The following is a 12217-nucleotide window of genomic DNA, read 5'->3' as shown; positions in this document are numbered from 1 at the left end:
CAAAAGCCGCTAACAGGTAGCGGCTTGATACTCATTGATTTGCTGAGTAAATACCATTACTTAAAAGTTATAGCGCATGCCAATGTTATAACGCGCGCCATTTTGCTCCAAGTTCCATAGTTGAGCTTGGTAACGGCCATGCTGACGCATGTTTTGCTCAGTAATATTAAGCCCTTCAACGAAGAATGACATTTTTTCATTGAAGTTATAGGCAATATTAAAGTCGATTTGATAATACTCTTCAGTGAAGCTTGGCTCATTAACATAACGTGCTGCACTATTTAAGAACTTATCACGCCAATTATAGGCAATACGTGCTTGAAACTTATCGTTTTCGTACATAGCTATGAAGTTAGCGGTATCACTTAACCCCACCAGTGCAAATTGTGTGGTTGTTGGATCCGCTGCTACATTAAAGTCGATATCACCATTTACAATGGTGTAGTTAGCTTGCAGGCCAAAACCACTTTCGCCAAAAAAGTGTTGTACTGCAAACTCGTAACCATCGATTTTGGCATCTTTGTTATTGGTTGGCACCTGCGCTGTAAAGTCCATTAGTGGGTCATCACTGTTTGGTAAAACATCGTAGGCGGCTTCAAACTCTTCATAACTCATTGAGTCAAAAGCAACACCGTTTTCCATTGCGGCGACCATTTGGAATAAGTTTGCATCGGTAAATGCTAAGCCTCTTGCTTCAAGCTCCGCTCTTGCAGCTTCGGCGCGCGGGCCTGCTGATGCATCACGTAAACCATAGTAGTTTTGTGTCATTGGCGATAGGCCAATAAAGTTATCCACTTTTTTATTAAAGTAGCCTACTGACACATAGCTTAGATCAGTAAAGTACCATTCAGCAGAAACATCAAAGTTGTCAGATTCTAGTGGCACAAGCCCTGGGTTGCCCGTCGCAGCGGGTGCATTGGTAGTGCCTGGAATAATACTCGGGCCTGTTGGAACACCTACGGTTGCCGCAGAGCTTAAATTATCATAAGTAGGGCGGGCAATCGTTGTGCTATAAGAAGCACGCAGCGTGACATCTTCAACCACATTAATGTCAAAGTCTAAGCTGGGTAAAAAGTGGTTATAGCTGGAACTTAAAGAGTAATCATCTTTATTGGTACCGTAGCGTACATTGAAATCGTTGTTACCTTCCCATGCCACAGCATCCGGTAAATCAATATTAGCAGTTGAAGTAATATCGGTTGTTTCATAACGAGCACCTATTACTAAATTAAATGGCATACCACTAATTTCGTTACTGTAGTTGTATTGTACAAAGGCTGCCTTGATATCTTCTTCAATTGTGCGGTTGGTTGCAAATGCGCCATCCGCAGCAAAATTAAAACCATATTGCTCTGCTGCCCAATAACCAATTTGTGAAGCACTTCCGGTAAAACCTTGATCAAATGAGCCACTGGTATCGTAATCGTCAAATTCAGCTAAAAAATTAGTTGGATCTAAATAGCCATCAGGTAGTTCGCCTGGGTTTTCAATGCCCCAGTTACCCATGGTATTACGGGTAAGCGATTGTAAAGAATGACTTTCCATAGAGCGCGATTCAATACCGAAATCTATGCTGGCGTTGTCCATTACATAGTTACCCTGTAGACGAAACTCATCAACGGTTGACTCTTGGCTGGCAAAGTTTGCATCTAAGATAGAGGTTCCTACATCAGCTTGCTCTAATGCGCCTGAGCAGTTTAGGTTTGCACGACTACAGTCATCAAAATCGATAATCATAGATGGCAGCTCTTTGCTGAAATCAACCTGTTGTGCCGCAACCACATTTGCGCCTAAACCGGCATTTATCCAGCTGCCATATGGCGCATCGGGTTTGCTGGTGGCTTTTGAGCTATGGGCGTCAAACATAAAACGAAGTTGGTCGCTAAAGTAGTACTCAAGATTTAAACCAAGCGATTTATTTTCATTTACTTGGTTTTGTTCTTGTAATGCTAAACCTAAATCGCGGGTTGCTAAATCACGACGTTCTTCACGGTAATAAATAGGGGTTTTAACGTCATTATCATCAAATATTAACTGGGTTTTATAGTTATCCATCCAAATTGATTGCTCTGCTCGCGCTTCAAATAACTCTTGTTGAGAGTAAGTATAATCAAGCGTTGCAGTGAGTGAGTCTACAGGGCTGTATTGCAAGGTAAGTTGTGCATTAGTACGGGTACGTTCACGGTCAGCAATTGTGTAACGTAAATCTGATGGCATAGAATAATATTGGCCCATGGCAGGGGCGTTTTCTAGCACAATGTCATCAGCTGCTTGTAGAATTGTGCCATCGTATTCGGTGGTTCGCCACTCGCCGACAAATGCACCCGTAGCAGAGCTATCACGTTGCTGCATACTGGCGGTAAGCGATGCACCAAATTTAGCATCTTCATCTGTCCAGCTGAAGATGCCAGAAATTTCTGGCGTAACATCATCGCCAACACGGTTGGTAGTATCGTGCTGTGCTTTCACACCAACATTAGCGATTAAGCCTGGATTATCAAGTGGGCGAGCTGTGTTGATATTGATTGTTGCGCCAATACCACCTGATGCAATACTGGCTTTACCGGTTTTATATACTTCAACCGATTTAACACTTTCAGAAGCAAGGTTAGCAAAGTCATAAGCGCGAGAGTTTGGTGCACCGCCACCTGCAGGCAGTGATGCCGCTGGCATAGTACGACCGTTTAACGTCACCATATTATAATCAGGGCCAAAGCCACGGACGGTTACTTTAGAACCTTCGCCGTTGCTACGATCAATCGATACACCAGTAATACGTTGCAAAGATTCTGCGAGGTTAGTATCAGGGAATTTACCAATGTCTTCAGCAGATATTGCATCAACAACGCCTGATGAATAACGTTTTAGTTGCGTGGATTCTTTAATACTACCTTTAAAACCAGTGACTTGAATTACTTCAAACTCTTCTTGTTTAGCAACTTCAGCTGCATAGGTCGATAGTGTGGTTGCTGCACCTAAAATCAAAGATAAGCTGGTCGCTAACTTTGTTTTTTGTAAAATATGACTCGCCATTAGGTTTCCCTCGTACTGTTATCATTATTATTAACCGCTTTTATTGATAGCGGTATTATCGTGTGTGGAAGCGCTTCCAGAAATGGCTGTGAGTATTTGTGGGAGCGCTTCCAGAGAAGGCTAGTGCAATTTTTATGTTACGTCAACAAGTGTGTTTAATTAATTGAAATAAAATTGTATCTAAAATGTATCTTAATGTTTTTCTTTAATTATAAATAACTTTAAAATTACTACAGGCTGTAGTTAAAAAGGGAAATAAGCTGGGGGAATAAATGACAATGCTAAATAGCCACAACAACTTGATTGCGGCCATTATGTTTTGCTTGATACAAACCTTTATCTGCTTGCGCAAGTAAGTCATTGATATTGCTGCCTGTAGAGCGTTTTATGACGCCAATGCTGAGTGACAAAGAAATACTTTGTTGCTTATAGTTAAACAGTTGGTTATTGATCGTAAGTCTGATCCGTTCGGATAAAGCCTGGGCATTTTTTTCAGATGTATTAGGCAGTAAAATCGCAAATTCTTCACCGCCAATACGGCCAACAATATCATGCTCTCTTAGCTGTGCTTGAATTTGTTTGGCAACCCATTTTAAAGCCTCATCGCCTGCATCATGACCAAATTTATCGTTCACTTTTTTGAAAAAATCAATATCAATCATCAGTGCACACAATTCTTTTTGGCAATCATTGGCCTGCTGTAGATGTGTGGCACTGAGGTTTAAAAATGCGCGTCGATTAAGCAGCCCTGTGAGAGGGTCTAAATTTGCTAAATCGGTTAACACTTGCTCTGATTCTAAAAACATTAAAACAGGCCAGACTAACGCCGTACAGGTGGAGATCACAATGTGGCTAATTAAAATTATTGCAAGGGCTTGCTGAGTATCGAGCAATGCTGTTGCTGCAGAAAGTAACAGTGCGGCTTGGCAAAACATTATTATGGCATGTACAACAAAACAAATTTGTAACAGTAAAAAGTGGCTAATGCGACCTAAGTGCAATTTGTTTAATGCATAGGCGGCATAACAAAAGCAGCATGCGATCACCACTGTGGTATAAAGTTGTCCAATGGGCGAACTATAAATAGGGAGTAGAATAATCATTGATGCCAGTAATACCGCAATACATGCGGTGAATTTGTTTTGCTCGGTGCTGTTGTATGCATGTATTCCGAGTATTGCCGCCAAAGGCGCGGCGATGATAAATAGATCTGCTATGTAGTGAGTGACAAAACTTAAATCAATAAATGCCCGCAGTGCAGCAGTGACTTGAGCAAACACAAAAATTAAACAAGAGCAGCACCAATACAAATAGGTTTTTTGTTTTCTGAGCACATACAAAGACATCAAAAATGAGCTAATGATGGTATTAAGTATTATGGAAATGATGATGATAGTGGGCAAATGCATCATCTGTGGTCTTTCCTATGCGCCAAGCCTAGTCGCCTTTATTGTATGTTTTGAACTGATTGTTAATTATTATGTACTATTTAACGAATAGCAAGCTAATAAAAAGGGACTGATCAACGCACTCAGGTTAATAAATTTTCAAGTGCTTTTGGTAATGTTGGATAGTTAAAACTAAATTGCTGCGCCAGTACTTTGTTAGGCACAACAAATTGCCCATAAAGCAATAAATCGGCCATTTCACCCATAGCTAACTTAAGTATAAAACTAGGCATAGGGATAACAGCAGGGCGTGCCAGGGCTTTGCCTAATTGGCGGCTGAATTCTTTATTGCTTACCGGGTTTGGTGCCGTGGCATTAATTGGACCGCTGAGCTCCATGGTCACTAATACAAATAATATCAGCTGCACCATATCATCAATATGGATCCACGACATGCCTTGTTCACCACTGCCTATTGGCCCTCCTAAGCCAAATTTAAATGGCGGCAGCATTTTCGCTAATGCGCCCGCTTGTTTGGCTAATACTATTCCTGTGCGCAGCGTACACACGCGGGTGTTAGCAGATTGGGCCGCGTATGCCGCTTGCTCCCACTGAGCACATAGTTTATGGCTAAATTCAGGGGTTACAGCGGTAAAACTTTCATCAATAGGCGTATTGTCTTGACGGCCATAAAAACCAATTGCACTACCGGATATAAACGTATGGGGTGGTGTTTGGCTATGCTGTATCGCTGTGCTTATTTGCTGAGTCAGTTGAATTCGACTATCAAGCAGGCGTTGCTTTTGTTTGTTGCTCCAACGCTTATTTACAATGGCTTCTCCAGCAAGGTTAATTACACAGTCAACTGTATTGAAATCAATTTTATCTAGTGAATCTATCGCCGTGATAGCTGAGCCAAGTAGTCGTGTTGCTTTAGCTGGGTCGCGTGATAATACTGTTAGCTGATGGCTTGCAAGTAACAACGGGCATAAGTGACTGCCTATTAAGCCGGTGGCGCCAGTAATGAATATATGCATGGTAGTGACCTTTTTAAAGACTGTAAGTATCTTATACGTACCATAGACGGCTTTGATCACTTTGCAATGATTTCATTCTCGTTACTTTTCACATACACTAAGTGCAGTTTATATTTTCAAGGATCGTCGTTTGGCTAGTTTAACTGGGGTAAACCGAAGTTTAGTTATTTTTGCAGCGTTAGTGATTGTATTGGCAGGAGTAAAAGCAGCGAGTGTGATTGTTATTCCGTTTGTATTGGCAGCGTTTATTGCCATTATTTGCAATCCATTATTAAGTTTTTTTGGCCGCTATAAAATCCCGAAAGGTTTGGCAATCATGTTGGTAATGCTGATGGTGGTTGGCATTGGCGTTAGTTTAGCGGGCTTAGTGGGGCAATCCTTAACTGATTTTTCGCAGCAATTGCCACAATATAAAGCCCAACTTAAAGAACAGTTTATTTTGCTCGTGGATATGGCAGCAAAATACAACATCTTGATCAATAAAGAACAAATAATTGCCATGTTTGACCCAGGCAAAATCATTGATGTTGCGACCGGCATGCTCACCGGGTTAGGTGGCGTTATGGCCAATTTATTTTTAATTATTTTGACTGTGGTGTTTATGTTGTTTGAAGGGCCAATGCTCAGCCATAAAATACACATGGCGCTAGATGACCCTGATCGTAAGATGCAACAAATTGATCGCTTTTTGGAGTCAATTAATTCCTATCTAGCAATTAAAACGGTCGTCAGTTTAGGCACTGGCGTGCTTGCCGGTAGCTTGCTGTGGTTGTTAGATGTTGATTACTTTGTATTATGGGCTGTGATGGCCTTTATGTTTAATTATATTCCTAATATTGGTTCTATCATTGCCGCAGTGCCTGCGGTATTGCTGGCGTTGATCACGCAAGGACCGTTTGTTGCAAGTATGGTGGGGCTTGGTTATTTAACTATCAATACAGTAATGGGCAATATTGTTGAGCCTAAATACATGGGCAAAGGCTTAGGACTGTCAACATTGGTGGTATTTTTATCATTAATATTCTGGGGCTGGCTGATGGGCACGGTTGGTATGTTGTTATCAGTGCCGTTGACTATGATCGTTAAAATAGCGCTTGAAACCAGTGAAGAAGGGCGCTGGCTGGCAACTTTATTAGGTAATGGTGAAGAATTAGAGGAATAGCCTTTTTTTAGGTTAAATGGGCTGCTTTAATACCGCTATGTGCTGCTCTAAAATACGTAATTCACAGCGCTTATAGACAATTGCAGCTTGGGTTCCGTTGGGGATCTTTTGTAAATAGCGCCACTTACAGCTATCTTCTAAATATTTGCTTTGGCTTGCCATGCTGCGTTTGAAAATCGGTAACAACTGTGTGTTACCGGTTTCTGCTTCAATGTTATTTAGATCTAAGGTGATCTTATTTACCCACGTTTGCTGGATGCGCGTTAAGTTTGCTATTTGTTTATCTAAACATTGCAGATAGCTTTTGGCTTCATCAGGGGTTGCTTGATCAACTAAACTGCATGGCTCATCTGCCTGTGTTGTAGCACTAAGCAGTAAAAGTAGTGTGCAGCTTACCAAACGCCGATTATTTTTTATCATTATAATTAAACTCTAAAATAAATTTTGCGCCACCTAACGTATCAGCATCTAAAATAGTAAGGGTGCCGTGATACGACTTTACTAAGTCTGACACAATTGCCATTCCCACGCCGTGACCGCTTTCGTAGGTATCTAAGCGAGTACCTCGGGTGAGTAACGACTGGCGTTTATCAACGGGGACACCTGGGCCATCGTCACTAATTGTTATTGCCAGAGTGCGTTTTTGGACTACTTGTATATCGACCTGTGAGCGACAAGCTTTACAGGCATTATCAATTAAATTGCCTAGTAGTTCGAGTAGGTCGGTTTTATCCCCTAAAAAATAGTTTTTCTCAGTGACGTCGCAGGTAAAAATAATGTCTTTATCGCGATATACCTTGCCCATTGCATTGAGAATTGAATCGAGTACAGGTTTAATGACAGTTTGCTTTTTCCAGGTATCGGAAGCACCGCTTGCTGCGCGCTTTAATTGATGCTCGATCATCACATTAATACGATCAAGCTGTTCTTGTGCGTCAGCATCATTTGCCAAAGGACTTGATTTAAGTACCGCAAGGGGCGTTTTTAAAGCATGCGCTAAGTCACTTAGTGAGGCACGGTAGCGTTCTTTTTGACGTTGTTGAGTTTCGAGCAGTAAATTTAAATCGGCTTTTATTGTTTGCAGTTCAACAGGGTACAACCCTTTAATTTCTTGAATATCACCAGATTCAATGGCTTTTATTTCTTTATCCAAGCGTTGTAATGGTCGCGCACTCCACACAAAACCTATCGCCATTAATGCTGCAATGGCAACACCCATGACATACATCCAGTTTACTAAGGTTTGTTTAAAACCATCCATTAACCGTAATAAGGCATCATTGCGTCTTAATAAAATAAACCGGGCCTGTTCGGATTGATCAATATTATTTAAAATAACAGTTAAGCTGAGTTGCCAGTACACGTTATTTCTATATTCCACGCGACGAAAATCGGCAGCACCGGCTTTGGTTTCTATCTCGTCAGGCACAAAGTTTACATTTACCGCGGATTCAGAGTGCCAAACAGGCTGTTCATCACGATAAATCATTGCATAGGTATCAGAGTTTAAACGATTTAGCTCAGGCGCTAAAATCGTGCTTGGCATAATAATACCGCGCTCAGTAAAATCGACTTCTGAAATTAATGAATATAAATGGGCTTCGAGGGTTTTTTCGGTGGCTTCTACTAATGATGCATAGTACGCCTTGCCAATTGAGAAAAACAAAATAGGTAAGGCGACTAATAAAACAAAGACAAGGATAAATCCTTGCCTTACTTTTAACGGTATTTGCGATGCTACCACTGACTTTTAAGCCTGTAACCGCGTCCGCGCAGTGTTTCTACAGGGTTAAGTGTGCCATCAGGATCTAGCTTTTTACGTAAGCGCAATACGAATACTTCGATTACGTTTGAATCTAAATCAAAATCTTGGTCATAAATATGCTCTGTCAACTCAGATTTAGAGATCACTTTTTGTGGATTAACCATTAAATACTCAAGTACTTTGTATTCGTAGGCGGTCAGACTTAACTCTCTATCATCAACCCACACTTGTTGTGAACGGGTGTGAATTTTAATTGGTCCGGCCGTCATTTCTGGGTTTGCTTTACCTGCACTGCGACGAATAAGCGCGTTACAACGAGCGATTAACTCTTCAACATGAAATGGTTTTGTTAAATAGTCATCAGCACCGGCATCCAACCCTTCAACCTTGTCTTGCCAACGATCTCGTGCTGTTAAAATAAGGATTGGAATGGTGATCCCTTGGGCTCGGGCTTTATTGATAAGCTCAATACCGTCTATTTTTGGTAAACCTAAATCAACCACAGCCATATCAAGAGGGTATTCTGTGATGTGGAATAAACCCGCTTCGCCATCATGACAAAGGTCAACACTGTAGCGCTCTTTTTCCAATGCATTACGCAAGTTATCTGCTAAGTGTAAATCATCTTCAATTACTAAAATTCGCATTTATTAATCCTTTTTCACTTCGCCGGTCTTTTTATTGACATGAACGTCGACGACATGGCCGTCCGATTTTAAAATTCTTACGGTATAAATATCGTTAAGTACGGTAATTTTAAGAGTTTTACCATCTTCGGTTTTTTTAGCAAGCTCAACAGCTTGTTTTTTATTGATCTCAGTTTTGTTACCTTGAGGTGCAGCTTGGCTATTAGTCGAACAAACACTCAAAAATAGCACAATGATGGCGACGCTGAGAGCTAACACAGTACGCATGATGGGAGACTCCTAAACCAGACCTGAATAGTGTAATGAACCAAGTAGCTAAAATTCAAGTAAAACCACTAAATTCTATGATTCAATACAACGGATCTTAATTAACAACCCGTGAACAAACACTGAATTATTGTGATTTGGTGCAAAGTGATTATAGCAATTGAATTAATATCTTGGTCAAATAAAGACTAATATTCTATCTGGTTGTTGGTTTTATTTAACTAGGGAACACTTTTTTAAACGGTTTTACTACTGAATTATCATAAACGCCGCCGCTAACGTATGGATCTGCAGCAGCCCATTCACGGGCGGCTTCCAAAGAGTCAAACTCAGCAATCACTAAAGAACCAGTAAAACCAGCTTCACCTGGATCCGCACTATCAATCGCTGGTAACGGGCCTGCTGTAAATAATCGGCCTTGTTCATCTAATGCTTGTAAGCGTGCTAAATGAGCCGGACGGGCGGCTTTTCTGTGTTCTAAACTATTTTCAACATCAGTTGAGTAAATCATATACAACATGGCGTATTCTCTAATATTAATAGTATGAAATTGTTTTGATACTAGCACAGCAGATTTAATAGGCGAATAAATTACGATTAGTTTTCGCTTTGTGGTCAATCAATAAGCGGGTTTACAGCACTAAACTATTTTTAAACGGAATCTGCTTGAAAAGCTCACTGCAACACTGGTAGAGTCGCTTGAATGATAGAAAATAATAATAAGGTTTTTAAATGAGCGATACTCGTGAGCATTTTAGCTCCCGCCTCGGATTCATATTAGCGGCTGCTGGTTCAGCGGTAGGTATTGGTAATTTGGTTGGGTTTCCTGTCTCAGCTACAAAAAATGGCGGCGGTGCATTTTTACTCGTTTATGCGTTATTTGTGGTGTTTATTTGTTTACCGGTGATGATGGCCGAAATGGCGATGGGTCGCCAAGCGCAAAAAGATCCACTTGGTTCGTATAAATTATTATCGGGTAATGATAAAAAGTGGAGCTTTGCTGGTTTTTTAGCGGTATTAACACCGTTTATGATAGCCGTTTTCTATATGGTAATAACGGTCTGGATTTTTGGTTATTTGAGCCAAGTTGCCATTGGTAACTTAGATGTGTTGGCTGATCCAAAAAGCTTTGGGGTGTTTATTAACAGCTCTAGCGTGTTTGGTTATATGGCGGCAGTGGCTATCATAGTGAACTTAATTTTAGTTGGCGGTGTTAAACAAGGCATTGAAAAAGCTGCTAAATTCTTAATGCCTGCGCTGTTTGTTTTGCTAATTGCATTGGTGGTTTATGTGTTGACACTGGATAATGCGATGGCGGGTGTAAAGTATTATATTATTCCTGACTTTACCAAAATGAATGCCAGTGTATTGAACGGTGCATTAGCGCAAGCGTTTTTCTCGCTATCATTAGGTATGGGTATTTTGATGACATACGCATCATATATCTCGAAACAAGATGACATTGTGGGCAGTGCTAAAATGGTCGCATTAACGGATTCATTGGTGGCGTTTATTGCCGGTTTAATGGTGCTACCGGCGATTTTTAGTTTCAACCCCGATACTGATCCGGCTAAGTTATCAGATTCTTCAGTGTCGATGATTTTTGAATTCTTGCCGAAAATCTTACTCGCGTTACAAACCGATATTGGTTATATCGGTGCCTCGATAGTGGCATTTATATTTTTCTTATTAGTATTTTTTGCCGCCATTACGTCGTTGGTATCGATTGTTGAAGTACCAACCGCAACACTAAGTGACCGTAAAGGCATTAGCCGTAAAATGGCATTATTGATTTTAACGGGCAGCATTGGCTTGCTTACCGTACTTTGTACCATGTCATTTGGTATGGTCGAGAGCTTAACGTCATTCACTAATTATGGCAGTGGTTCGAAAAGTTTGTTTGATATCGTTTATGATGTTTTTTACGACACTATATTACCGCTGAATGGGTTAATGGTGTGTTTATTTGTGATGTATCGCTGGAAAAAAGTACGTTTAAGTGAAGAGCTAAGCCAAGGGTGTCCAGGGTATGCGGGCAGTTTTACTGAAAAATACGTTAATTTTTCACTCTCAACTTTTATTCCAGTCATTTTACTGCTGATATTTGTAAATACCGTAGCCACTAAGTTTTTTGCGATGAGTATTTTCGGCTTTTAACCAGTTGTGACTGTTTATCAAGAAAACCGTGCTGAGCAGCACGGTTTTTTATTAGCTAACGTTAGGCCATTGCGGCAGAATCTAAATACTGGCCTATGCCTAAGGTAAACATCCACAGTCCCCATAAACTATGCTCAATCACACACACAAAGGTAGAGCGACTTTGTGCGTAGGTAAATGAAAACAATAAGCCACCAATAAATGCCAGTAGAACTGCCACCCAGTTAGCATAAACAATATGCGCTAATGCAAACACAGTGGCGCTGATCACGATGCGTACGCTCTTCTTTGGCATGATGCGTTTATAGCGATGAAAAAAGTAGGTTCGAAATATTAATTCTTGCGGCAGCACCGATAATAACGGATATAACGCTAGCAACATCAGCCAGTCGTGGAACGAGTTACGCGGCAACAAAAACCAATTACCTTGATTGATGATCCCGTAAAATACCCCAGAGAAGAGCGCGCCAATAAAAAAGAAACTAAATAATCGACGTTTCACGGCAGAAAATTCACCAAAGCTGGTGAGCCTAAAGCGCTTAAAGTGAGGATCGCCAAGTAGCAACATGCCACAGACGCTCATTAATACAATGAGTGCGGGGATCAACCAATTAGCAAGGTGAGCGCGAAGGTAAAAACCCAACAAAGGCAGGCAAACAAAGATCAGTGTAAATTCAAACCAGCGGTATTGATTGGCGTTCAAGGTCGTCTCAGCATGATTTTGTATAATAGACTATCAAGCTCAGACGACAGATTTATGA

11 protein-coding genes are annotated in these 12217 nt (G+C 40.9%); 2 read left to right on the top strand and 9 right to left on the bottom strand.

The features are described from left to right. Positions 1–60: 60 nt before the first annotated feature. From ACMVDV_RS05385 to ACMVDV_RS05375, 3 genes are all read right to left on the bottom strand, one after another. Positions 61–3033, bottom strand: a complete 2973-nt coding sequence (locus ACMVDV_RS05385) for a TonB-dependent receptor (protein ID WP_416157446.1) — start codon at positions 3031–3033, stop codon at positions 61–63. Between the two features lie 281 nt (positions 3034–3314). Next, the gene (locus ACMVDV_RS05380; RefSeq protein WP_416157445.1) at positions 3315–4445 is read right to left on the bottom strand and encodes a GGDEF domain-containing protein; all 1131 of its coding nucleotides are present in this window, start codon (positions 4443–4445) and stop codon (positions 3315–3317) included. 119 nt (positions 4446–4564) lie between these two features. Continuing rightward, positions 4565–5458 carry a TIGR01777 family oxidoreductase gene (locus ACMVDV_RS05375; RefSeq protein WP_416157444.1) on the bottom strand — a complete coding sequence of 298 codons (894 nt, stop codon included), beginning with the start codon at positions 5456–5458 and terminating at the stop codon, positions 4565–4567. A 130-nt stretch (positions 5459–5588) separates the two neighbouring features. Here ACMVDV_RS05375 and ACMVDV_RS05370 point away from each other — a divergent pair, with 130 nt between their 5' ends. Further along, on the top strand, positions 5589–6620 hold the full coding sequence (locus tag ACMVDV_RS05370; protein WP_416157443.1) for an AI-2E family transporter: 1032 nt from the start codon (positions 5589–5591) through the stop codon (positions 6618–6620). 12 nt (positions 6621–6632) lie between these two features. Here ACMVDV_RS05370 and ACMVDV_RS05365 read toward each other — a convergent pair whose 3' ends face one another. The 5 genes from ACMVDV_RS05365 to ACMVDV_RS05345 all read right to left on the bottom strand — a co-directional run bounded on the left by ACMVDV_RS05365 (position 6633) and on the right by ACMVDV_RS05345 (position 9819). Beyond that, a complete protein-coding gene (locus ACMVDV_RS05365; RefSeq protein WP_304185509.1) occupies positions 6633–7040 on the bottom strand; it encodes a hypothetical protein in 408 nt (135 codons plus the stop codon). After that, complete coding sequence (locus ACMVDV_RS05360; RefSeq protein WP_416157442.1) at positions 7027–8364, bottom strand: ATP-binding protein; 1338 nt, start codon at positions 8362–8364, stop codon at positions 7027–7029. Before ACMVDV_RS05360 ends, ACMVDV_RS05365 begins: the two co-directional genes overlap by 14 nt. Continuing rightward, the gene (locus tag ACMVDV_RS05355; RefSeq protein WP_016709350.1) at positions 8358–9032 is read right to left on the bottom strand and encodes a response regulator transcription factor; all 675 of its coding nucleotides are present in this window, start codon (positions 9030–9032) and stop codon (positions 8358–8360) included. Before ACMVDV_RS05355 ends, ACMVDV_RS05360 begins: the two co-directional genes overlap by 7 nt. A gap of 3 nt (positions 9033–9035) precedes the next feature. Next, positions 9036–9299: a PepSY domain-containing protein gene (locus ACMVDV_RS05350; protein WP_304185504.1), complete on the bottom strand. Its 264-nt coding sequence runs from the start codon at positions 9297–9299 to the stop codon at positions 9036–9038. 217 nt (positions 9300–9516) lie between these two features. Next, entirely contained in the window at positions 9517–9819 is a 303-nt protein-coding gene (locus ACMVDV_RS05345; RefSeq protein WP_304185502.1) for a YciI family protein, read from the bottom strand. A 212-nt stretch (positions 9820–10031) separates the two neighbouring features. Here ACMVDV_RS05345 and ACMVDV_RS05340 point away from each other — a divergent pair, with 212 nt between their 5' ends. After that, positions 10032–11456: a sodium-dependent transporter gene (locus ACMVDV_RS05340; protein ID WP_304185500.1), complete on the top strand. Its 1425-nt coding sequence runs from the start codon at positions 10032–10034 to the stop codon at positions 11454–11456. 61 nt (positions 11457–11517) lie between these two features. Here ACMVDV_RS05340 and ACMVDV_RS05335 read toward each other — a convergent pair whose 3' ends face one another. After that, the gene (locus ACMVDV_RS05335; RefSeq protein ID WP_416157441.1) at positions 11518–12159 is read right to left on the bottom strand and encodes a CPBP family intramembrane glutamic endopeptidase; all 642 of its coding nucleotides are present in this window, start codon (positions 12157–12159) and stop codon (positions 11518–11520) included. Positions 12160–12217 lie beyond the last annotated feature (58 nt).

It is taken from the genome of Pseudoalteromonas sp. ASV78, from assembly GCF_047806705.1.
Lineage (GTDB): Bacteria > Pseudomonadota > Gammaproteobacteria > Enterobacterales > Alteromonadaceae > Pseudoalteromonas > Pseudoalteromonas prydzensis_A.
This window is presented reverse-complemented; position numbering and strand designations above follow the sequence as displayed.

Excerpts from the sequence above, each read along its gene's own strand:
- ACMVDV_RS05380 (WP_416157445.1), bottom strand. The coding sequence starts at position 4,445 with ATGATGCATTTGCCCACTATCATCATCATTTCCATAATACTTAATACC.
- ACMVDV_RS05340 (WP_304185500.1), top strand. The coding sequence starts at position 10,032 with ATGAGCGATACTCGTGAGCATTTTAGCTCCCGCCTCGGATTCATATTA.
- ACMVDV_RS05350 (WP_304185504.1), bottom strand. The coding sequence starts at position 9,299 with ATGCGTACTGTGTTAGCTCTCAGCGTCGCCATCATTGTGCTATTTTTG.
- ACMVDV_RS05355 (WP_016709350.1), bottom strand. The coding sequence starts at position 9,032 with ATGCGAATTTTAGTAATTGAAGATGATTTACACTTAGCAGATAACTTG.
- ACMVDV_RS05375 (WP_416157444.1), bottom strand. The coding sequence starts at position 5,458 with ATGCATATATTCATTACTGGCGCCACCGGCTTAATAGGCAGTCACTTA.
- ACMVDV_RS05385 (WP_416157446.1), bottom strand. The coding sequence starts at position 3,033 with ATGGCGAGTCATATTTTACAAAAAACAAAGTTAGCGACCAGCTTATCT.
- ACMVDV_RS05365 (WP_304185509.1), bottom strand. The coding sequence starts at position 7,040 with ATGATAAAAAATAATCGGCGTTTGGTAAGCTGCACACTACTTTTACTG.
- ACMVDV_RS05345 (WP_304185502.1), bottom strand. The coding sequence starts at position 9,819 with ATGTTGTATATGATTTACTCAACTGATGTTGAAAATAGTTTAGAACAC.